The sequence below is a fragment of the Actinomadura sp. 6N118 genome, from assembly GCF_044326415.1.
In the GTDB taxonomy this organism is placed as follows: Bacteria; Actinomycetota; Actinomycetes; order Streptosporangiales; family Streptosporangiaceae; genus Spirillospora.
In genome coordinates this window covers 466,840-487,774 of the sequence record NZ_JBIRAZ010000004.1, presented here as the reverse complement: position 1 = coordinate 487,774, position 20,935 = coordinate 466,840, and the positions used below count along the sequence as shown (strand labels likewise).

Genomic DNA, 20,935 nt, shown 5'->3' with positions numbered 1-20,935 from the left:
CAGGCCCGGCCACCTGATCCACGGCTGACCTGCGGCTCGGCACAGAACCCCCGGCCAGCCCCCTGACCGGCGTCCTTTCCCGACCACCCCTTTGACAAATGCACCAGGAGCCTTCCATGGATCTGTCCACCAGCACCGTCCTTGTCACCGGGGCCAACCGCGGCCTTGGACGGGCGCTCGCCGCAGAGCTGCTCAACCGCGGCGCCTCCGTTTACGCAGGCGCCCGCAACCCCAGCCAGATCGACCTGCCGGGCGCCAAGCCGGTCGCACTCGACATCACCGATCCCGCATCCGTCGCGGCCGCCGCCAAAGCCACCGGCGACGTGACGGTCCTGATCAACAACGCTGGCATATCCACCGGCACCGACCTGCTCACCGGTGACCCTGACAACGTCCGTTTGGAGATGGACACCAACTTCTACGGCACCCTTTCGATGGTCAGGGCCTTCACACCGCAGATCGTGGCCAACGGTGGCGGCGTCATCCTGAACATTCTGTCCGCCCTGTCCTGGTACAGCTTTCCGGAGATCGGCGCCTACTGCGCCTCCAAATCCGCTCAGTGGTCACTCACCAACTCCCTGCGCGTGCAGCTCGCGGACCAGGGCATCCGGGTGGCCGGACTACACGTCGGCTACATGGACACCGACATGGCCGCTGCGGCCACCGCGCCCAAGACCGCCCCCGCCGAAGCCGCCCGCCTCGCTGCCGACGGCATCGCCGAGGGCGCCTACGAGATCGTCGTGGACGACATCAGCCGCCAGGTTCAGGCCGGACTGGCCGGAGGCGCCGCCGCGCTCTACCCACAGCTGCCCTGACGAGCAGTCGCCCAGGAACCATCCCAGCCTTCCACCGAAACGGTCGCCGAACGAAGAGAGCAGGCATGTCCACCGAGCTGCCCGAGCCATCCGGCTCTCCTCCTGAAGGACCCCTTGATGGCCGTGGCACCCAGGGGTGTCACGGCCATCAAGGCGGTGACGGTCAGTGAAGCCGGTGCTGGGAGACGAAGTTCCAGATGACCTCGTTGGCGTCGATGTCGTAGGTGGTGCCGCCGAGGAACGGGCCGAGGAAGGGGATGCCGCCAGGCCAGTTGTGTCCGCCGCCGCGGATTTCGTAGAGGGTGACCGGGCCGTCGGCAGGGCAGTCGCGGTAGTCGTGGCGCACGACGGTGGTGTTGTCGCGGGGGTCGATGTTGGGCAGGTTGGTGTCGGCAGTCCCGGTGGCGCAGCCATTGTTGCGAGCCCAGAACTGGGCGGCCGGGGGTGCTGACGCGTAGGGGACGATGAAGTCGCCGTCGCCGTGCAGCATGACGATGGGGATGTGACGGCCGGGGCGGCAGGCTGCTGCTAGGTTGCCGAGTTGGCCGGAGACCGGTGCGTACGCGGCGAAGCGCTTGTTTTCGCAGGCCAGCTTGCTGGTGAAGAAGCCACCGTTGCTCATGCCGGAGGCGTACAGGCGGAGGGGGTCGGCGCTGAACCGGCTGACGAGGATGTCTTGGAGTTTGGTGACGAATCCGGGGTCATCGACGTCCGGGGAGGCCGGGCCTCCGGCAACGCCCTGCCAGCCGGCGCCGTAGTGCTCGGGAGTGATCATGATGAAGCCGCGGGTCTGGGCGTAGTCGGCCATCTGGCCGAAGAGTTCGGCCATCCAGGGGGCCTCGTACAGGCCGGGGAAGTGGAACAGGACGGGTCGGGGCGTGCCGTCGTAGTCGTCGGGCAGCCGCAGGATGGCTTTGCGGTCCTGTCCGGCATGGACCATGCGGATCGCGTGGTCGCCGGGGTCGGGCCGACGGTCCTGGATGGTGAAGGCCACGGTCTGCCGGGTCGTTTGGGTGCCGCGCCGCACGGTCCCGGTGCCCTGCCAGGTGACGGTTTCGTCCGAGGGCCGCTGCACGTTCCCCGACACCGTGGCGTCGATCTCCACAGCGGCGTCAGGATCCCGGACGGTGAGGTTCCCGGATAGCCCCCCGAAGGCGCCGCGGGTGATCTGGAAGGTGATGGCCGCTGTGCCGCCGCTGGGTCCGGGCAGGGCGCCCTGTCCGGCGATCTTGCTGGTCTCGTAGTTGCCGACGGCGTCGGTGACGGTGATGCCGCCGGACTCCAGGTCGGCGTCGAGCCGGTAGGCGGGCGCGCCGGCCGCGGTGATGGTGATGTGGTCGGCGGGCGGGACAGCGGCGTGAGAGGGCGCAGCGAACGCGATGGGCAGGCAGGCCGTGACGAGCACCGCGGCGAGCGCCGCGATGAGCCTGCGCCGGAAACGTTCGGGGTGAGCAGCTGGATGGTGCGGGGGGTGGGATCGCACGGGAGGTCCTTTCGACCCGGTTCTTCGGTGTCCGGAAGGAAGGGGGTTGCGCAGGCCCCGCGCCAGAGCGTTGGTCACCTGTCGATCTTCAGGAGCCTCATCTCCCCGGGCCGGCGCCCGCTCAGCGTAGGTTCGCCGTTGGTGGCGCGCATTGGTCGAACACAACACTTTCGGCGGAAAATATGAACGTTCGTCATAAATATGACGCCTGCGGATGTTGCGACCGACCTTGCTGCGGAATGGACTCGGTCGACCACGCGGGGGATAAATTCACCCATCATGGCTGGTGGCGAGCGTCGGGTGTGCCGGGCCGGCGGTGGTGGGGAAGGCGGCCTGGGTGCTGTTGGGGCGTGGGGCGCCTGTAGCGGAGCGATTCAGATGTTGGGCGAACCAGACGGTTTTTCCGGTGCCGGTCTGGTACCAGCCGCAGCTGCTGGACAGTTCCGCCAGCAGGGCCAGGCCGCGGCCGCCTTCGTCGTCCAGCCCGGGGCTGCCAGGTACCGGCGGGGCGCGGCTGGTATCGCCCACTCCGCAGACCAGCTGGCGGTCGTTCAGCATCAGCTGCACGGTGACCGGGCCGCGGCCGCCGTGGCGGACGGCGTTGGTGACCAGCTCACTGATCAGCATCATGCAGACGTCGGCGTGGCCGTCCAGGCCACACGTGCTCAGCGCCGCGCGGGCCAGCGCCCGCGCCTGGGCGGGAACCAGCTTCGGCTGGTGGGCGGGCTGCTGCTGGGACAGTTCCCACCGCCATGAAGCCACCGTCTGGTCGGCCGCCACGTCGATCAGTCCCTGACCTGACGGCTTCCCCGCCGCGGCCGGGTCGGGTGCGGTGTCCAGCACCGTCTGGCGCAGATAGGCCCGTACGCTCATCCCGCGCAACGTCGCGGCCCGGGCCAACAACATGAGCTGCGACCTGGAAACCGTGATCGGGGCGCCAGTAGCCAGCTCGTCCTCGCCATGGGCGGTCGACGTCGTGGGGCGGTGTTGGCGTCGCATTACGAGCTGCCCGGTGGAGAGGGGCGCGGGAGCCACCGGGGTCTGGAGCGGTCACCCACCACAGCGTCACGCCCCTGCCATACGGCGGGAGGGCATGCGTGGTGCTGTCTTGCCTCGACCCTACGCCGCCTGGCGGGCGCCGACCAGGCTCGGCGGCCAACCTGGCCCGGAGCTCAGCGCATTGCCGTGGGTCTTGCCAGCTGGTCGCAGCCGAGGGCGGTCGGTGACCACCGGGCGGCGTTGCGGAGACTGCGGGCGTAGGTTGGGAAGTGATTTCGTCGATTCTGGTGGGCGGTCGTGGTGGTGATCGGCGGTGATGAGGCGAGGGTGTGGGCGTTGATCGCCGCGTCCGCGCGGCGGCGGGCGGCGGAGATCTCGGCGCAGGACGCGTGTGCGGCGTGTGCGCAGGCGCTGGCGCTCGGCGGGGTGGGGGTGTCGCTGATCTCAGGCGGCCGGTTGGAGCCGATGCATGTGGCAGGGGAACTGGGCCGCGAGTTGCTGGACGCCGAGCTGACCAGTGGTGATGGGCCGTGTGTGGAGGCGGTGGCCACCGGTGGGCCGGTGCTGGTGGCTGATCTTGCCGATGCGGCGTGCGAGCGGCGGTGGCCGATGTTCACCGCGACAGCCCAGGTGGCGACGGTGCGCGCGGTGTTCGCATTCCCGCTGGTCAGCGGAGTCGCCCGGCTGGGAGTGCTGGTGTTGTGCCGGGATCGTCCCGGCGCGCTGGCGGCCGGTGAGCACACCGATGCACTGATCTTCGCTGATGTGATCTTGGCGTTGCTGTTCAACGAACAGGCCGGCCTCCGCGGGCAGCCGCTGCCGCCCGGGTCGCTGGCGCTCGGCCCGGAGATCCATCAGGCGGCCGGGATGGTGTCGGTTCAGCTGGACTGCGGGATCGAGGCGGCCATGGTGCGGCTGCGCGCCCACGCCTTCGTCCATGAGGTCGCTTTGACCAAGGTGGCCCGGCAGGTGGTGGAACGCCGGCTGCGATTCACTCCCGACGTTTCTCCGCAGGAATGAAGACCGCCGGTGCCCCTGAAACAGGCCGGGTGCGGTGAGTATCGGCCTGGTAATCGCGGCGGGCGTAGGCTGCGGTTTGTGAGTACAGATCCGGTGGCTGCCGGGCGGCAGCGGGTGGCGCGAACGTTCGTCGCGCTGGCCGACACGCTCGTGTCGGGGTTCGACGTCATAGATTTCCTGCAGCATTTGTCGGAGCGGTGCGTGGAGCTGCTGGACGTGGACGCGGCCGGGATCTTGGTGACCGACCAGCGCGGTCACCTTCGCCTGATGGCGGCCTCCAGCGAGCAGACCCGGGTGGTGGAGCTTTTCCAACTGCAAGACGAGCAGGGTCCGTGCTTGGACTGCTTCCATAGCGGCACCGCGGTGCACTGCGCGGACTTGGGCCAGCAGGATGCGATGCGGCGGTGGCCGCGGTTCGCCCCCGTGGCCAGCCGCAGGGGGTTCGCCGCGGTGTCGGCGTTGCCGATGCGGCTGCGCGCCGAGGTGATCGGCGCGATGAACCTGTTTCGAGTTGAGCCCGGCGCGCTGTCGTCCGAGCAGATCGAGCTGGGACAGGCGATGGCGGACATCGCCACCATCGGCCTGCTCCAGGAACGCGCGATCCGCCAAAGCCAGATCCTGTCCGAGCAGTTGCAGGGCGCGCTCAACAGCCGGGTGGTGATCGAGCAGGCCAAGGGAGTGCTGGCCGAACGGCACAACTGCTCGATGCAGCAGGGCTTCAGCGCTCTGCGCGACCACGCACGCGACCACAACCACCTGCTGACCGATTTGGCCGCGGCCCTGGTGTCCCGGTCCCTGGACCCCGCCGAGCTGGACCAGCTGGCTGCCCGCTTGACCGGCGACACCCCGCGCTGACCGGAATCGGCGCACGTTCCCTGCGGTCACCGGCCGGAACCCGGCTCGTGGTCATCCTCCAGGGCCAAGCGGCGTTCCAAGACCTGCCGGGCCAGCCCGGTGAGCGGCTGCGCATGCAAGAAGGCATAGGCACGCAACCGCACCAGCGCCTCCTCCACACTCACCTCCAGCTGCGCGGCCAGCATCCCGGCCGCCTGGTGCACCACCGGCGGGAACCCATGCGGCGGCTCATCACCTGACACAGCCGCCAGCGCCGCCGGTGCCGGATGCGACCGGAACGCCACCTGTGCGGCCACCGCCGCGAACGCCCCCGCATCGGTGGCTTCATCAGCGGTCAGTGCACTGGCCTGGCGCCGGTAGAAATCGATCGCGCCGACCCGTACGCCGGCCACCTGCAATGGGAAGGCGAACACCGCCCGCACACCCTGGCCCGCCACCGGCGCTACAAACCCCGGCCAACGTTCCGCCGCGTCGTCCAGATCAGGCACCAGCACCGCGGCCAGGCTGGAGTACGCATCAGTGCACGGACCCTCTCCGCAGGCCAGCTGCACCTCCTCCACCAACACCCCGACCGGATCTGAGGCGCAGGCGAACTCCCGCAATCCCGGTGCCGACACCAACGTCACCCCGTACCCATCGGCAGTAATGGCCTCCGTGGCCGCCGCGCACACCGTCTCCAGCGACACCGGCCCGCCACCCGCCGCCAACTCGGCTGCCCGTCGCCACGCCCGCTCCCGCCGGTCCATACCCGCACCGTTACCCGCGTGCGGGCGCAGTATCTGCCAGCGGGCCGCCAGGCTGGCGACGGTGTCCAACGCTCTTCACGTTGGGTGTACGCACCCACAGTGGGCCGGGATGTCAGGTCGCGCCCGGGTACGGGAGGAAGTGGTAGCGCATGCCGGTGATGGTGAGCACCTGCCGCACCGCAGCCGAAGGGGCGACCAGGCGCAACGCGATGTTGTGGTGGCGGGCTCGGTTCTGCATGGCGACCAGCACGCCCAGGCCATGGGCATCGATGAACGACACGCTGCTGGTGTCGATCACCAACCGGTTCACGGCCCGGTCACCGTTGTGACCGGCGCGGCGGTGGTGGGCCAGTTGAGTGAGCACACCGTCCAGACAGGCGAGGAGTTGCTGGGAGGTGGCGATGTCCAGTTCTCCGGTCACGGCGATGGTGAGCGTGCCGTCGGTGTGCTGGGTCGCGAGAGTCAGGGCGCCGTCCATAGTGAAGATCCCGTGCGCTGATGAGCGGTCAGGTCACCGGCCGACGTCGGCACGCCAAACTGGCATGCGGACGCCAGAGGTTGTCTTCGTGTGGCGCAGGGTCTGGACGACACGAAATCGCGATGCGGTTCTGCGGAACACTCGCAGATATTTCACTTCACGTGTCCACTTCCGTACATAGAGCAATGTATCCGACTGGCGCCGACGCATCCACCAGAACACGGCACTCGGCCTTCGTTCGGTCAAAGTGGATCGCCTGCTTGTCTTGACTGAGTCAAGACTGTGACGCAGTCTGTGGACGTGGTCGCACCTCTGGATTTCCAGCGGATGCTGCGCGGAGCCGCTTTGCGCGTGACCCGTCCCCGGCTGGCGGTGCTCAGCGCGGTACACGCGCATCCGCATGCCGACACCGACTCGATCATCGGTGCCGTGCGCAGGGAGCTGCCGAAAGTGTCCCATCAGGCCGTCTACGACTCGCTGCACACGCTGACGGCTGCGGGCCTGGTGCGCCGCATCCAGCCGTCCGGCTCCGTGGCGCGTTATGAGACGCGGATTGGGGACAACCATCACCACGTCGTGTGCCGGTCGTGCGGCGCCATCGCCGACGTCGAGTGCGCCGTCGGTGAGGCGCCCTGCCTGGACGCGTCCGACGACCGCGGCTTCGCGATCCACGAGGCCGAGGTCATCTACTGGGGCCTGTGCCCCTGCTGTTCCACTCGCGAGAGTTCCTGATCGACCCTGCCCGCCTGGAGGGAAACCCATGTCTGAGAACAGAGAAACCGTCACCCCGACCCCAGCGGAGGGTGAAGGCGGCTGCCCGGTCGCGCGCACGCGCGCCCCCCACCCCACCCAGGGCGGTGGCAACCGCGGCTGGTGGCCGGACCGGATCAACCTGAAGCTGCTCGCCAAGGACCACCCGGCGGCCAACCCGCTGGGCGAGGACTTCAACTACGCCGAGGCGTTCAACAGCCTCGACCTGACCGCCGTGAAGCAGGACATCGCGCACGTGCTCACGGACTCGCAGGACTGGTGGCCGGCCGACTTCGGGCACTACGGGCCACTGATCATCCGCATGGCGTGGCACAGCGCGGGCACCTACCGCGTCAGCGACGGCCGGGGCGGTGCCGGGGCGGGCCAGCAGCGTTTCGCGCCGCTCAACAGCTGGCCGGACAACGCGAGCCTCGACAAGGCCCGCCGTGTGCTGTGGCCGGTCAAGCAGAAGTACGGCCGGAAGATCTCGTGGGCCGACCTGATGGTCCTGGCCGGCAACGTCGCCCTGGAGACGATGGGCTTCAGGACCTTCGGCTTCGGCGGTGGCCGCGAGGACGCCTGGGAGGCCGACGAGGACGTCTTCTGGGGTCCCGAGACCGCATGGCTCGACGATGAGCGCTACAGCGGGGACCGCGACCTGGAGAAGCCCCTGGCCGCGGTGCAGATGGGCCTCATCTACGTCAACCCCGAGGGCCCGAACGGCAACCCCGACCCGCTGGCTGCGGCGCGGGACATCCGCGAGACGTTCAGCCGCATGGCGATGAACGACGAGGAGACGGTCGCACTGATCGCCGGCGGCCACACCTTCGGCAAGACCCACGGAGCCGGCCCGGCGGACGCCATCGGCCCCGAGCCGGAGGGCGCCCCGCTGGAGGACCAGGGCCTCGGCTGGAAGAGCTCGTACGGCACCGGCAAGGGCCGGGACTCCCACACCAGCGGCATCGAGGTCACCTGGACGCACACCCCGGTCACCTGGGACAACAGCTACTTCGAGACCCTCTTCGGGTACGAGTGGGAGCTGACCGAGAGTCCTGCGGGGGCGCACCAGTGGCGGCCGAAGAACAATGCCGGAGCCGACACGGTGCCCGACCCCGAGGACGGCACGCTGAACCGTCAGCCGGGGATGCTGACGACCGACCTCTCGCTGCGGTACGACCCGATCTACGAGCCGATCTCGCGGCGCTTCAAGGACAACCCCGAGGAGCTCGCGGACGCGTTCGCCCGCGCCTGGTTCAAGCTGACCCACCGCGACATGGGCCCGATCCAGCGCTACCTCGGACCCGAGGTCCCGAGCGAGCCGCTGATCTGGCAGGACCCCGTCCCGCCGGTGGATCACGAGCTCGTCGACGCCGAGGACGTCGCCGCCCTCAAGGTCCGGCTCCTCGGCTCCGGCCTGTCGACCTCCCAGCTGATCTCCACCGCGTGGGCGTCGGCTGCGTCGTTCCGCGGCAGCGACAAGCGCGGCGGCGCCAACGGCGCGCGCATCCGGCTCGAGCCGCAGAAGAACTGGGAGGTCAACAACCCCAACGAGCTGGCGACCGTGCTGCGCACCCTGGAGGAGATCCAGGAGGCGTTCAACGCCGAGCAGACCGGCGGCAAGCGGATCTCCCTGGCCGACCTGATCGTGCTCGGCGGATGCGCCGCCGTCGAGAGGGCCGCCAAGACCGCCGGCCACGACGTCGAGGTGCCCTTCACCCCGGGCCGCACCGACGCGTCGCAGGAGCAGACCGACGTGGAGTCGTTCGAGGTGATGGAGCCGACGCACGACGGGTTCCGCAACTACCTCATGAAGGGCAACCTGCTGCCGGGCGAGTTCCTCCTGATCGACCGGGCGAACCTGCTCACCCTGAGCGCGCCCGAGATGACGGTCCTCATCGGCGGTCTGCGCGTCCTCGGCGTGAACCACGGGCAGTCGTCCCTGGGCGTCCTCACCGACAACCCCGGGTCGCTGACCAACGACTTCTTCGTGAACCTGCTCGACATGGGCACGGTGTGGAAGCCGACGTCGGAGGACGCGGAGATCTTCGAGGGCCGCGACGCCTCGGGCAAGGTCAGGTGGACGGGCAGCCGCGTCGACCTCGTCTTCGGCTCCAACTCCGAACTCCGTGCGGTCGCGGAGGTCTACGCCAGCGCCGACGCGGGGGAGAAGTTCGTCCACGACTTCGTCGCCGCGTGGGACAAGGTCATGAACCTCGACCGGTACGACCTTGTCTGACCCGGAAGCCGCCCAACGTCCAGGCCGGCCCGCGCCGGACCGGCCTGGACGTTCCTAAGGCCCGGCGCCGCTTGGTCACGAGCTTGGTCACGAGGACGAGCGCGCCGCGATGGCCAGCTTCTCGGTGGCGTGCTCCTCCAGCGCCGGGAGGGCAGCCGCCTTCTTGGCGACCGCCGCGTGGTCAGGCTGGGCGGCGCCCATTTCTCCTGCGGCGCCCGCTGGCCCCGTTGTGCCCGTTGCGCCTGCTGCGCTCGCGGCGCCTGCGGCGGCGGCCAGCGCGCTCCATGCTTCGGCGCAGGCTGCCCATGCCCGGCCGGCCTCGCGGAACGCCTTGTCTCCAGTGATCTCGGCGACCTCGTGGCAGAACCCGGCCTGCAGGCGGCGGAAGAGTCCACCGCCGGTCCCGGCCTTCTCGACGCAGATCCGCACCGTGCGGTACATGGCGGCGAGGGTCTCGGGGTCGTGCCGGTCGGGCCAGCCGGCCACCTCGGCGGCGAAGTCTCTGATGCCCGCGAGGCCGGCGGAGTAACCCGCGATCTCCAGCGGTGGTTCGCCGGACGCGGAGTTCACGCCCGTCATGTTGGCCACCCCGTCCGCCGCCGCGTCCCGGGCGATCGGGAGCAGGTCGGGCAGCCGCTCGGGGAAGCGCATGGGGAACGCGGCGTGGCGGTTGGGGTGAGGGAACCCGTGGGAGTCGCGGGCATGGGCGAGCGCCTCCATGGGCACCTCTTGAATCTCCTCCCGGTCGTTGTCGGCCACCCAGGCGACGCCGGCTGCGGCGTCGTACCCGACCACGACGATGTCGTGCCGGGTGTTGGTCAGCCGTACGCGCAGGTACGGGAGCCGGAGGATGTCGGCCCAGACCATGACGGGGCGGCCCGCGTCGAGTTCGGCGGTGACCCACTCCCATCCCTGGACGGGGTCGTCGGTCTCCCGCCGCTCGACCTCCACCCCTAGACGGCGGCAGAGGTCGAACTCCATGTCGAGGGTGCGCCCGCCGAGGTAGATCGGCGGTTTGAGGCCGGGGATCTGGAGGAACGTGAAGTCCAGCCCGCCGCTGAGGCCGAAGACCAGCGGCTCGCGAGGCGGGCCCGCCCAGCCGAGCCCGGCCCAGTCGAGCAGGTCGCGCAGGGCCCCGGACCCGCAGTGCCCGGCGAGCCGGTGCGGGTAGTCCTCAAGCCTCATGGCGGTCACGGGCGCCTCCCGGCATTCCTCGCGGACGTGATACTCCGGTCTAGATACTCCGGTCTTACCGAATCACGTTCGGCCGCTTCTGCCCACCCCGTCCCGCATATGATCCAGCGCACCCTCACATGACCCACGAGACCTCGCCGGGCACCGAGTCCCGGCGAGGTCTCGCGTGTGGGTCATGTAGGAAGCAGGAAGCAGGAAGCGCCCTGGAACCGCGCTTGTGCGGTCTTATCGGTGCGTCAGCCCTGGTTCAGGGGCAGCGCGACATCGACGACCTGCCGCTGTCCGGGGAAGGCTCCGACCGGGATGGCCCTCCCGGTCAGCAGGTTGATCCGGTAGAAGCGGTACTCGCTGCCCAGTTGCAGCGCGGCGTACCCGGTGTTGGTGCCGTTGGCGGCCGAGTAGTAGACGTCGAAACCGGTGTTGGGGCCGGAGTCGACGCGCAGCTTGCCGGTCGGAGCGAGGTTGCCGGCGTTGGCGGGCGACTGCGCCGAGGTCTGGTCCAGGGCGGTGTCCAGGTCGAACAGGGTGGTGGCGGTGTTGGTGTCGAGATCGTTGTTGGTGTAGGCCGCCCCTGTCACGCCGGTGGCGGTGGCGCCGGTCTGCGCGGGCGGGACGGGCGGGTTGGTGAGGGTGCCGTCGGTCGCGGTGACACCCGCGGCCGGTGCGCCCGCGGGGTCGTCAATGTTGTGCCTGAGGTTCTGGCCGGTGTCGCTGATCACTCTCAGCCGGTTGGCGGCGGGGTTGAAGTCCACTCCGAAGTTCGTTCCTTGGAGGGGGACCGTCAGTTGCGACACCTTGGCCGCATAGGCGTTGCCGGTGTGGACGGTGTAGATGCCGCCCTGGTCGCCGACGCCGTAGAGCTTGCCGTTCTGGACGCGGAAGTCGATCCCCACCAGTTTCTGGTCGCCCTTGAGGCCCGACACCTTGCCCAGCCCCGAGACCGCTCCGGGGTTGTCGGACCGGAATGCGACCAGCCGCTGGTCGCCGGTGAGACCGACGACCTTGAGGCTGGGAGTCTTCGGAGCCTGCGGTGCGGACTTGTTGGCCCCTGCCGGTTGGATGAGCCTGAGGGCGTCGTCGTTGCTTCCGGTGGCAATCATGCCCCCCACGGCGGCAGTCGCCCCCGCGGCCGTGACCAGCACTCCAGCGAGCAGTACCTTGCGCATGCGTTCCCCTAACAGATCGATGCGGCCGCTTGAACCCCGGGCCGCCATCTGTGGTTCGGCGCAACAGGCGCGGCGGATTGCCGCTTCACCGAAATTTCTTGAAGTCGGGCGATCGAGCCATCACATGTCGAGCCATCACATGACGAGGTCGATGTTCTACTAGACCTTGACGAGACGTCACAAATATGTAGAGTCTCCTCTTGAGAAGAGGAGGACCGCCGATGAGCACCTTGGCCAGTACGCAGGCCACCCCAGCGGCCGGCGACACACCCGCCGACGCCGCCCTCCCCGGCCGGGTCGAGTTCAGGACCGAGCCCGCGCGGTATCGCCATTGGCGCGTGGCCTTCGACGGCCCGGTCGCCACGCTGACGATGGACGTCGATGAGCAGGGCGGCCTGGTCCCGGGGTACGAGCTGAAGCTGAACTCCTACGACCTGGGCGTGGACATCGAGCTGTACGACGCGGTGCAGCGACTCCGGTTCGAGCATCCCGAGGTGCGGAGCGTCGTCATCACCAGCGGCAAGGAGAAGATCTTCTGCGCTGGGGCGAACATCCGGATGCTGGCGGCTTCACCGCACGCCTGGAAGGTGAATTTCTGCAAATTCACCAACGAGACCCGCAACGGTATCGAGGACGCGACGGCGCACTCGGGGCAGACGTACCTGGCCGCGCTCAACGGCACGGCCTCAGGTGGCGGCTACGAGCTGGCGCTGGCCTGCGAGCACATCATGCTGATCGACGACCGCTCGTCCGCCGTCTCGCTGCCGGAGTTGCCGCTGCTGGGCGTCCTGCCGGGCACCGGCGGCCTGACTCGGGTCTCGGACAAGCGGCATGTCCGGCGGGACGTCGCCGACTACTTCTCGACCCGGGCCGAAGGCGTGGCCGGGAAGAAGGCGGTGGCCTGGCGGTTGGTGGACGAGGCGGTGCCTCGTCCGACCTGGGACCAGACTGTCGCAGAACGCGCCGCGGCCGCCGCCGAACGCTCGTCGCGGCCGTCGGCCGACTCAGACGGCGTCGAACTCACGCCGCTCGGCAAGAGCCGCACCGAGGAACACATCGGGTACCGGTACGTCAGCGCGGCGCTCGACCGCGCCCGCGGAGTCGTGGAGATCACTGTCCTCGGCCCGGACGACGATGCCCCCGGCGACGTCGCCGCGATGCACGCGCAGGGCGCGGACTTCTACATGCTCGCGCTGACGCGTGAACTCGACGACCTGATCCTGGACCTGCGTACCAACGAGGCGGAGCTCGGTACCTGGGTCATCCGCAGCCGGGGCGACGCAGCGAAGGTCTTGGCCCATGACGCGCTGTTGCTCGACAACCGGGACGACTGGCTGGCCAACGAGATCGTCCTCTATCTCAAGCGGACCCTGAAACGTCTCGACGTCACCAGCCGCAGCCTCATCGGGCTCATCGAGCCCGGCAGCTGCTTCGCCGGCTCGCTCCTGGAGCTTGCCTTGGCGACCGATCGCTCGTTCCAGCTCGCCGGGGTGTTCGAGGACGTCGATCCGGACGCCGCTCCGGCCGCGATCACCGTCGGGGCGATGAACCTGGGGCCGTTGCCCATGGGCAACGGCCTGACCCGCCTCGCCACCCGCTTCTACGGAGACGACGAAGGTCTGGCCGCGGCCGAGGGCAGCGCGGGCAAGGAGTTGGAGGCGGAGGACGCCGAGCGTCTCGGGCTGGTGACCTTCGCGCCTGACGACATCGACTGGGACCAGGAAGTCCGGATCGCCGTCGAGGAGCGGACCAGTTTCAGCCCCGACGCACTGACCGGCCTGGAGGCCAACTACCGGTTCGCCGGGCCGGAGACGCTGGAGACGAAGATCTTCGCGCGGCTCACCGCCTGGCAGAACTGGATCTTCAACCGTCCCAATGCCTCCGGTCCCGAGGGCGCGTTGCGCAGGTACGGAACCGGGCAGCGCGCCGACTTCGACATGAAGCGAGTCTGAACATGACGACCGCCGCAGACTACAGCGAGAAAATCCCCAACAACGTCTCCCTGCACGAGGACCGCCGCCTTCAGCGTGCGCTGGAGTCCTGGCAGCCCAACTTCCTGTCCTGGTGGGAGTCGATGGGGCCTTCCCTGCCGACAGAGGACGTCTACCTGCGCACCGCGGTCAACGTGGGCCGCGAGGGCTGGGCGAACTTCGGGCACGTCGCGATGCGTGACTACCGCTGGGGCATCTTCCTGGCCGACCGGAACCTGGACCGGCGGATCGCCTTCGGCCAGCACAAGGGCGAGCCGGTCTGGCAGCAGGTTCCGGGAGAGTACCGGGCCGACCTGCAGCGGCTCATCGTCATCCAGGGCGACACTGAGCCCGCCTCCGTCGAGCAGCAGCGCAACCTCGGTGCCACCGCCCCGAGCCTGTACGACCTGCGCAACCTGTTCCAGGTGAACGTCGAGGAAGGCCGGCACCTGTGGGCGATGGTCTACTTGCTGCACGCCCACTTCGGACGTGAGGGACGCGAAGAGGCCGAAGAGTTGCTGCATCGCAACTCCGGCAGCGAGGAATCGCCGCGCATCCTGGGGGCCTTCAATGAGGAGACGCCCGACTGGCTCTCCTTCTTCATGTTCACCTATTTCACCGACCGCGACGGCAAGTACCAGCTCGGCACGTTGAAGGAATCGGCGTTCGACCCTCTGTCGCGCACCTGCGAGTTCATGCTCAAGGAGGAGTCGCACCACATGTTCGTCGGCACCACCGGCATCGACCGGGTGGTGCAGCGGACGGTCGAGCTGATGCGCGAACACGACACCGACGATGTCGTGGCGCATGGCGGCATCCCGCTGAACGTGATCCAGAAGTACATCAACTTCCACTACTCGGTGTCGCTCGACCTGTTCGGCGGCGAGACCTCCACCAACGTCGCGAACTACTTCACGGCCGGGCTCAAGGGACGCTGGGCGGAGGAGCGGCGCAAGGACGACCACCGGCTCACCGAGGACTCGATCATGGTGGACGCGATCGTGGAGGGGGAACCCGGGCAGACCGAGGTGGCGGCCCTCGTCGGCCTCAACACCGACCTGCGCCGCGAGTACATCAGCGACTGCCAGAACGGCCTCAACCGCTGGAACCGCATCCTGGACGAGGCGGGTCTGCCGCAGCGGCTGAGCCTCCCGCATGTCGCCTTCAACCGCCAGGTCGGTGCGTTCTCCGGAGTCGAAAGCACACCCGACGGCGAGATTCTCTCACCAGGGGAGTGGGAGCGGCGGAAGGGAGCCTGGCTGCCCACCGATATCGACAAGGCCCACGTCGGTTCGCTGATGCAGCCGGTCCACGAGCCCGGGAAGATCGCGGCTTGGATCGCGCCGCCGCGCCAGGGCATCAACGGCAAGCCGTTCGACTATGACTACGTCCACCTCGCCTGAAGCCGGCGGCACCACATGAGCGAAACCTTCAACGCGAGCGTCTACCTGCTGGACCGTCACGTCGAACAGGGCGACGGCCACCGCCTGGCTTTGACCGGGGCAGCAGGCGATCTGACCTACGCGGAGCTGCACGACCGCGTCCTGCGTACCTCTGCGGGTCTGCGCGCGGCCGGGCTACGGCCTGAGCAACGCGTGCTGATGTTCATGGCGGACTCTCCCGAGTTCGTCACGGTGTTCCTGGCGGCGTTGCGTGTCGGCGCCATACCCGTCCCCGTGTCCACGATGTTGCGCGCTGACGGCCTCGCCGAGTTGTTGCGCGACTCGCGCGCCGCACTGTTGGCGGTGACGTCGGACTTCGCCGCCACCGGAGCCGAGGCTGCCGCCGCCGCACCGGAACTGACAGGCGTCCTGGCGGGCGACGGTGTCACGATGGACACCGGTCTGCCGGTCCACGCACTGGCCGATCTTGCCGTCGCCGAACCGGACGGCGACCTCTACCCGACCACGGCGGACTCCCCGGCGTTCTGGCTGTACACCTCGGGGACGACCGGGACCCCCAAGGCCGCCATGCACCGGCACGCTTCCATCCGGGTGGTGTGCGAGACGTATGGGGACCAGGTGCTCGGGATAAGCCGCGAGGACCGTTGCCTGTCGGCGGCCAAGGCGTTCTTCGCCTACGGCCTGGGTAACTCCGTCCTGTTCCCGCTGGCGGCGGGAGCGACCGCGATCCTAGAGCCCGCACCGTCCCGCCCGGAACTGCTGGCCGAGCGCGCCCGCGTTCACGGCGCGACGCTGTTCTTCGCCGGACCGACGTTCTTCGCCAACATGCTGCGCAGCGACCTGCCCGGCGACGCCCTGGGAGGCGTGAGGCTGGCGGCGTCGGCCGGGGAGTCGTTGCCGACCGCGCTGTATCACCGGTGGACCGGGCACTTCGGCGTCGACATCCTCGACGGCATCGGGATGACCGAGATGCTGCACATCTTCCTGTCCAACCAGGAAGGCAGCGTCCGGCCGGGTACGACCGGCGTACCGGTGCCGGGCTACGAGCTGCGCATCCTGGATGAGGCCGGTAGCGAGGTTGCCCTGGGGACGCCGGGAACCCTGTATGTGCGGGGGGAGTCCACGGCGACCGGCTACTGGTCCCGTTACGCGGCGTCCCAGCAGGTGTTCCAGGGCGAGTGGCTGTGCACCGGTGACACGTACGTGCGGGACGCCGACGGCTACTACACCTGCCTGGGCCGCACGGGCGACATGCTCAAGGCCAGCGGCATCTGGGTCTCGCCCGCCGAGGTCGAGTCGAGGCTGCTGGCGCACCCGGCCGTCGAGCAGGCCGTGGTGGTCGGCGCCAACGATGGTGACGGACTGGAGAAGCCAGTCGCCTACGTCATCACCGCCGACGGGGTCACCGTCGACGAGGACGAGCTGATCGAGTTCTGCCGGGCCGGACTGTCCTCGGTCAAGCGACCCCGGCGGGTGGTGTTCGTGGACGCCTTGCCCACCACGGCGACGGGCAAGATCCGCCGGGTGGATCTGCGCGCCCAGGCCACCGGACTGCTCGCGGCCCCCCGCAAGGAGGCGGTGCCGTCATGAGCGGTGCCGTCACGAGCAGTGCCGTCACGAACGACGTAGAACGCGATCTGCTCGTCATCGGCGCAGGCCCCGTCGGCCTGTACGCCGCCTACTACGCTGGCTTCAGGGGCCTGTCCACCGCCGTCATCGACTCCCTTCCCGAGGCCGGCGGCCAGGTGACGGCGATGTACCCGGAGAAGCCGATCTACGACATCGCCGGTTTTCCCCAGGTCAAGGGACGCGATCTGGTCGCCGGGCTGCTGGAGCAGGCCCGCCGGTTCGACCCGACCTTCGTCCTCGGAGAGCGGGCCCAGTCGCTCGTACGGGACGCCGATGGAACGATCATCGTGACCACCGCTTCGGGCACCCGGATCCGCTGCCGCGCAGTGATCATCAGTGGCGGCATCGGCACCTTCACCCCACGCCCGCTCCCTGCCGGAGACGACTGGCTCGGCCGCGGCCTGTCCTACTTCGTCCCCTCTCTCGAGGCACACGCAGGGCAGGACGTGGTGGTCGTCGGTGGCGGGGACAGCGCCTGCGACTGGGCGCTCAGCCTTGAGCCGATCGCCAGGTCGGTCATGCTGGTCCACCGCCGCACTGCGTTCCGGGCGCACGCGCACAGCGTCGCCCAGCTCATGGCCTCCACGGTGGAGGTGGTCACCGAGGCCCAGGTGACGGCGGTGCACGGCGGCGAGCGGGTCGAGCACGTGGAGATCACCGGCGTCGACGGCGTCGCCGTCCATCCCGCGCAGGCGGTCATCGCCGCGCTCGGCTTCACCGCCAACCTCGGGCCCATCCGCCAGTGGGGGATCGAGGTCACGGGAAACCGGTACCTGCCGGTCGGCACCACGATGTCGACCAACGTCCCCGGTGTGTTCGCGGCGGGGGACATCACCGACTACCCCGGCAAGGTGCGGCTGATCTCGGTCGGTTTCGGCGAAGCGGCCACCGCCGTGAACAACGCCGCCGTTCTGATCAACCCCGGAGAACAGCTGTTCCCCGGCCATTCCACGGACGCCGTGCCCACCCCGGCTTGACCGTCGTCCACCTGTTCCCGGTCCGGACGACCAGGAGGAGAACACCATGCCGTACGTCATCGCCGCGTCGTGCATCGACGTGATGGATCGTTCCTGCATCGAGGAATGCCCCGTCGACTGCATCTACGAAGGGGAGCGGAAGCTCTACATCAACCCCGCCGAGTGCATCGACTGCGGCGCCTGCGAACCGGCCTGCCCGGTGTCGGCGATCAGCCAGGACCGCCGCGTACCGGCGGACCAGAACGACTTCGTCGCCGACAACGCCCGCTTCTTCGCCGAGCCGCTGCCCGGCCGCGACGCCCCGCTCGGCATGGCGGGCGGCGCGGGAGGGATCGGTCCGCTCGGCGTCGACACCGAACTCGTCGCCACCCATCAGGCGAGCTGATGCCGATCTACGCGCTCGACGATCTGACCCCGCAGATCCACCCCGAGGCCTTCGTCCACCCCGACGCGACCGTCATCGGCTCGGTCGAGATCGGGGCCCGGTCCTCGGTGTGGCCGGGCGCGGTCCTGCGCGGTGACTACGGACGCATCCGGATCGGCGAGGCGACCTCCGTCCAGGACGGCACCGTCCTGCACACCACCGAGCAATGGCCGACGCTCGTCGGCGACCGCTCCGTCATCGGGCACAACGCCCACCTGGAGGGCTGCGTGGTCGGCGACGGCTGCCTCATCGGCTCGGGTTCGATCGTGCTCAACCGAGCCGTCATCGCATCCGGGGGAGCCGTCGGAGCGGCGGCGCTGGTCCCTGAGGACGGCTCCGTACCCGAGGCCCACATCGCCCTCGGCGTGCCGGCCAAGACCCGGCCCGCGCCGTCCGAACTCCGCGCTTGGGTCTCCGAAGCCGTCGGTCTCTACCAGGAACTCGCCCGGCGCTATCAGACCGGCCTGCGCCGCATCGGCTGAAGGGGACGCTCACATGCCGCTGATCCATGTACGCCGGGACGAGCACATCTGGTGGCTGGGCCTCGATCGGCCCTCCAAGCACAACGCCCTCGACCAGGCGATGGTCGACGAAGCGGATGCGGTGCTGACCGAGGCGCGAATGCGACCGTGCGTCCTGATCGTGCACTCCACCACCCCCGGAGTCTTCGCCGCCGGCGCCGACATCGCCGAACTGCGCGACCGTGACGCCAACGCCGCCCTGCTGGCCATCAACGCCGGCCTGTTCGAACGGCTGGAGGCCCATCGCTGGCCGACCATCGCCTTGATCGACGGACCGGCCCTCGGCGGCGGCTGCGAACTGGCCCTGGCCTGCGACTTCCGCATCGCCACCCAGAATGCCGTGTTCGCCCAGCCAGAACTGTCCCTCGGCATCATCGCGGGCGCCGGCGCGAACTGGCGCCTTCCGCAGTTGGCCGGGCTCGCCACCGCCCGCCGCATGCTCTTCGCGGGAGAGCGCCTGGATGCCGCCGAGGCCCTCGCCACCGGCCTGGTCGACGAGGTCGCCGGATCCGCCGAGGAACTGGCCGAACGCGGCCGGACCCTCGCGACCGCCATCGCCAAGCGTTCCTGGCGGGCGCTGGAGCTGACCAAACTCGCCCTGCGCAGCTCACGCCCGTCCACCACCACGTTCGACCTCGCCGCGCAGGCCCTGCTGTTCGACGGCGACGACAAGCACGCCCGTATGACGGCCTTCCTCGAGCGGAGAAACCGATGACGCCCGTACTGCAGAGCTACACCCACGACACGTGGCAGGACGGCGACGGCCCGGCCAAGCCGCTGCTGGACGCCGCCACCGGCGAGGCCGTCGCCCTGCTTCCCTCCACCGGCCCGGACCCGGCTGCGATGCTCGATCATGCCCGCCGGAAGGGAGGGCCGGCCCTGCGGGCCCTGACCTTCACCCAGCGCGCGGCCATCCTCAAAGACCTGAGCAAGCACCTGCGGAACCACCTGGACGAGTTCGCCGAACTCAGCACCCGTACCGGCGCCACCCGCCGCGACACCGCCGTTGACGTGGACGGCGGAATCGCCACTCTGGCCGTCTACGCCGGCAAGGCCGCCCGCGAACTCCCCGACGCCACCGTCCTGCCCGATGGTGAGACCGAGCCTCTCGGCAGGGGCGGCACCTTCGCGGGACGCCACATCCTCGTCCCGCGGCTAGGGGCCGCCGTGCAGATCAACGCCTACAACTTTCCCGTCTGGGGGATGCTGGAGAAGTTCGCGCCCGCTTTTCTCGCCGGGATGCCCTCGGTGGTCAAGGCCGCAGGCCAGACCGCCTACCTCACCGAACTCGTGGTCCGCCGCATCGCCGAGTCCGGGCTGCTGCCTGAGGGAGCCTTGTCGTTGTTGTGCGCCGGTCCCGCCGGTCTGCTGGACGCCCTCTCGCCGCAGGACACGCTCTCGTTCACCGGCTCGGCGGCCACCGCCCTCGTCCTTCGCACTCATCCGGTGGTCGCAGGCCGGGCCGTGCCGTTCAACGCCGAGGCCGACTCCCTCAACTGCTCCATCCTCGGCCCCGACGTCACGCCGGGCGATCCGGAGTTCGCCCTCTTCGCCGACCAGCTCATCACCGAGATGACCGTCAAGGCCGGGCAGAAGTGCACCGCGATCCGCCGTGCCTTCGTACCGGCCGCGCTGGCCGACGCCGTCACCGAGGCGGTCGTCGAAAGGCTCGGCCGGGTCGTCATCGGCCATCCCGGACACGCCGACGTCAGCATGGGGCCCGTCGTCAGCCTGGCCCAGCGTGACGAGGTACGCGAGGCGGTCATGCGGCTGACCGCGGACGGCAAGATCCTTTTCGGTGATCCCGCCCGGGTCGACACCGTCGGCGCCGACCCCGAACGTGGCGCCTTCCTCTCGCCGATCCTGCTGCGCTGCGACGACCTTGAGGCGCCCTCTCCACATGAAGTCGAGGCGTTCGGGCCGGTCAGTACCCTGCTTCCCTACGACGATCTGGAGGCCGCCGCTGCCGCCGCGGCAAGGGGCGGAGGCAGCCTCGCAGGCTCGATCGTCACCGCCGACCCCGATGGCGCACGTGCCCTGGTGGCGGCCCTGGCACCGTGGCACGGCCGTCTGCTCGTCCTGAACCGAGACGACGCCGGCGAGTCGACCGGCCACGGGGTGGCGATGCCGCAGCTGGTGCACGGTGGGCCCGGGCGCGCCGGGGGCGGGGAGGAACTGGGAGGCCTCCGTGCGCTCCACCACTACCTGCGGCGCACTGCAGTGCAAGGGCACCCGGATTTCCTCAGCGGGCTGGCCTGATCCAGGTCGT

19 protein-coding genes are annotated in these 20,935 nt (G+C 69.4%); 13 read left to right on the top strand and 6 right to left on the bottom strand.

Features of this window, described 5'->3' with window-relative positions:
- Positions 1–116 precede the first annotated feature (116 nt).
- On the top strand, positions 117–815 hold the full coding sequence (locus tag ACH34W_RS13040; RefSeq protein ID WP_395961065.1) for an SDR family oxidoreductase: 699 nt from the start codon (positions 117–119) through the stop codon (positions 813–815).
- A gap of 163 nt (positions 816–978) precedes the next feature.
- Here ACH34W_RS13040 and ACH34W_RS13035 read toward each other — a convergent pair whose 3' ends face one another.
- Together ACH34W_RS13035 and ACH34W_RS13030 are read right to left on the bottom strand one after the other, a co-directional pair.
- A complete protein-coding gene (locus ACH34W_RS13035) occupies positions 979–2,298 on the bottom strand; it encodes an alpha/beta hydrolase family esterase (protein WP_395961064.1) in 1,320 nt (439 codons plus the stop codon).
- A 270-nt stretch (positions 2,299–2,568) separates the two neighbouring features.
- Positions 2,569–3,204, bottom strand: coding sequence for an ATP-binding protein (locus tag ACH34W_RS13030; protein ID WP_395961063.1), 636 nt, complete (start codon positions 3,202–3,204; stop codon positions 2,569–2,571).
- A gap of 390 nt (positions 3,205–3,594) precedes the next feature.
- Between ACH34W_RS13030 and ACH34W_RS13025 the strand changes: the two genes are divergently transcribed.
- Both ACH34W_RS13025 and ACH34W_RS13020 read left to right on the top strand, forming a co-directional pair.
- Positions 3,595–4,317, top strand: a complete 723-nt coding sequence (locus ACH34W_RS13025; RefSeq protein WP_395961062.1) for a GAF and ANTAR domain-containing protein — start codon at positions 3,595–3,597, stop codon at positions 4,315–4,317.
- Positions 4,318–4,395: 78 nt separating this feature from the next.
- Positions 4,396–5,172: a GAF and ANTAR domain-containing protein gene (locus tag ACH34W_RS13020; RefSeq protein ID WP_395961061.1), complete on the top strand. Its 777-nt coding sequence runs from the start codon at positions 4,396–4,398 to the stop codon at positions 5,170–5,172.
- A gap of 26 nt (positions 5,173–5,198) precedes the next feature.
- Here ACH34W_RS13020 and ACH34W_RS13015 read toward each other — a convergent pair whose 3' ends face one another.
- Together ACH34W_RS13015 and ACH34W_RS13010 are read right to left on the bottom strand one after the other, a co-directional pair.
- Positions 5,199–5,987 (bottom strand): GAF and ANTAR domain-containing protein, encoded by a 789-nt coding sequence (locus ACH34W_RS13015; RefSeq protein ID WP_395961060.1) that lies wholly within the window; start codon positions 5,985–5,987, stop codon positions 5,199–5,201.
- Positions 5,988–6,030: 43 nt separating this feature from the next.
- Entirely contained in the window at positions 6,031–6,396 is a 366-nt protein-coding gene (locus tag ACH34W_RS13010; RefSeq protein ID WP_395961059.1) for an STAS domain-containing protein, read from the bottom strand.
- Positions 6,397–6,723: 327 nt separating this feature from the next.
- Here ACH34W_RS13010 and ACH34W_RS13005 point away from each other — a divergent pair, with 327 nt between their 5' ends.
- Positions 6,724–7,128, top strand: coding sequence for a Fur family transcriptional regulator (locus tag ACH34W_RS13005; protein ID WP_395961191.1), 405 nt, complete (start codon positions 6,724–6,726; stop codon positions 7,126–7,128).
- A gap of 28 nt (positions 7,129–7,156) precedes the next feature.
- Positions 7,157–9,382, top strand: a complete 2,226-nt coding sequence (gene katG, locus ACH34W_RS13000; RefSeq protein WP_395961058.1) for a catalase/peroxidase HPI — start codon at positions 7,157–7,159, stop codon at positions 9,380–9,382.
- A gap of 87 nt (positions 9,383–9,469) precedes the next feature.
- Here katG and ACH34W_RS12995 read toward each other — a convergent pair whose 3' ends face one another.
- The gene (locus ACH34W_RS12995) at positions 9,470–10,567 is read right to left on the bottom strand and encodes a BtrH N-terminal domain-containing protein (RefSeq protein ID WP_395961190.1); all 1,098 of its coding nucleotides are present in this window, start codon (positions 10,565–10,567) and stop codon (positions 9,470–9,472) included.
- Between the two features lie 245 nt (positions 10,568–10,812).
- On the bottom strand, positions 10,813–11,742 hold the full coding sequence (locus ACH34W_RS12990; RefSeq protein WP_395961057.1) for a DUF4394 domain-containing protein: 930 nt from the start codon (positions 11,740–11,742) through the stop codon (positions 10,813–10,815).
- Positions 11,743–11,963: 221 nt separating this feature from the next.
- Here ACH34W_RS12990 and boxC point away from each other — a divergent pair, with 221 nt between their 5' ends.
- Genes boxC through paaZ form a run of 8 tightly spaced genes read left to right on the top strand, consistent with a single transcriptional unit; the run spans position 11,964 to position 20,925 of the window.
- A complete protein-coding gene (boxC, locus tag ACH34W_RS12985; RefSeq protein ID WP_395961056.1) occupies positions 11,964–13,694 on the top strand; it encodes a 2,3-epoxybenzoyl-CoA dihydrolase in 1,731 nt (576 codons plus the stop codon).
- Between the two features lie 2 nt (positions 13,695–13,696).
- Positions 13,697–15,115, top strand: a complete 1,419-nt coding sequence (gene boxB, locus ACH34W_RS12980; protein WP_395961055.1) for a benzoyl-CoA 2,3-epoxidase subunit BoxB — start codon at positions 13,697–13,699, stop codon at positions 15,113–15,115.
- 15 nt (positions 15,116–15,130) lie between these two features.
- Positions 15,131–16,705, top strand: a complete 1,575-nt coding sequence (locus ACH34W_RS12975) for a benzoate-CoA ligase family protein (RefSeq protein ID WP_395961054.1) — start codon at positions 15,131–15,133, stop codon at positions 16,703–16,705.
- Entirely contained in the window at positions 16,702–17,721 is a 1,020-nt protein-coding gene (locus ACH34W_RS12970) for an NAD(P)/FAD-dependent oxidoreductase (RefSeq protein WP_395961053.1), read from the top strand. Before ACH34W_RS12975 ends, ACH34W_RS12970 begins: the two co-directional genes overlap by 4 nt.
- Before the next feature lie 46 nt (positions 17,722–17,767).
- On the top strand, positions 17,768–18,106 hold the full coding sequence (gene fdxA, locus ACH34W_RS12965; protein ID WP_395961052.1) for a ferredoxin: 339 nt from the start codon (positions 17,768–17,770) through the stop codon (positions 18,104–18,106).
- Positions 18,106–18,627 carry a gamma carbonic anhydrase family protein gene (locus ACH34W_RS12960; RefSeq protein WP_395961051.1) on the top strand — a complete coding sequence of 174 codons (522 nt, stop codon included), beginning with the start codon at positions 18,106–18,108 and terminating at the stop codon, positions 18,625–18,627. Before fdxA ends, ACH34W_RS12960 begins: the two co-directional genes overlap by 1 nt.
- A gap of 13 nt (positions 18,628–18,640) precedes the next feature.
- On the top strand, positions 18,641–19,381 hold the full coding sequence (locus ACH34W_RS12955) for an enoyl-CoA hydratase/isomerase family protein (protein ID WP_395961050.1): 741 nt from the start codon (positions 18,641–18,643) through the stop codon (positions 19,379–19,381).
- Entirely contained in the window at positions 19,378–20,925 is a 1,548-nt protein-coding gene (gene paaZ, locus ACH34W_RS12950; RefSeq protein WP_395961049.1) for a phenylacetic acid degradation bifunctional protein PaaZ, read from the top strand. Before ACH34W_RS12955 ends, paaZ begins: the two co-directional genes overlap by 4 nt.
- Positions 20,926–20,935 lie beyond the last annotated feature (10 nt).

Excerpts from the sequence above, each read along its gene's own strand:
- ACH34W_RS13040 (WP_395961065.1), top strand. The coding sequence starts at position 117 with ATGGATCTGTCCACCAGCACCGTCCTTGTCACCGGGGCCAACCGCGGC.
- ACH34W_RS13030 (WP_395961063.1), bottom strand. The coding sequence starts at position 3,204 with ATGTTGTTGGCCCGGGCCGCGACGTTGCGCGGGATGAGCGTACGGGCC.
- ACH34W_RS13010 (WP_395961059.1), bottom strand. The coding sequence starts at position 6,396 with ATGGACGGCGCCCTGACTCTCGCGACCCAGCACACCGACGGCACGCTC.
- ACH34W_RS13005 (WP_395961191.1), top strand. The coding sequence starts at position 6,724 with ATGCTGCGCGGAGCCGCTTTGCGCGTGACCCGTCCCCGGCTGGCGGTG.
- katG (WP_395961058.1), top strand. The coding sequence starts at position 7,157 with ATGTCTGAGAACAGAGAAACCGTCACCCCGACCCCAGCGGAGGGTGAA.
- ACH34W_RS12995 (WP_395961190.1), bottom strand. The coding sequence starts at position 10,567 with ATGAGGCTTGAGGACTACCCGCACCGGCTCGCCGGGCACTGCGGGTCC.
- ACH34W_RS12990 (WP_395961057.1), bottom strand. The coding sequence starts at position 11,742 with ATGCGCAAGGTACTGCTCGCTGGAGTGCTGGTCACGGCCGCGGGGGCG.
- boxC (WP_395961056.1), top strand. The coding sequence starts at position 11,964 with ATGAGCACCTTGGCCAGTACGCAGGCCACCCCAGCGGCCGGCGACACA.
- boxB (WP_395961055.1), top strand. The coding sequence starts at position 13,697 with ATGACGACCGCCGCAGACTACAGCGAGAAAATCCCCAACAACGTCTCC.
- ACH34W_RS12975 (WP_395961054.1), top strand. The coding sequence starts at position 15,131 with ATGAGCGAAACCTTCAACGCGAGCGTCTACCTGCTGGACCGTCACGTC.
- ACH34W_RS12970 (WP_395961053.1), top strand. The coding sequence starts at position 16,702 with ATGAGCGGTGCCGTCACGAGCAGTGCCGTCACGAACGACGTAGAACGC.
- fdxA (WP_395961052.1), top strand. The coding sequence starts at position 17,768 with ATGCCGTACGTCATCGCCGCGTCGTGCATCGACGTGATGGATCGTTCC.
- ACH34W_RS12960 (WP_395961051.1), top strand. The coding sequence starts at position 18,106 with ATGCCGATCTACGCGCTCGACGATCTGACCCCGCAGATCCACCCCGAG.
- ACH34W_RS12955 (WP_395961050.1), top strand. The coding sequence starts at position 18,641 with ATGCCGCTGATCCATGTACGCCGGGACGAGCACATCTGGTGGCTGGGC.
- paaZ (WP_395961049.1), top strand. The coding sequence starts at position 19,378 with ATGACGCCCGTACTGCAGAGCTACACCCACGACACGTGGCAGGACGGC.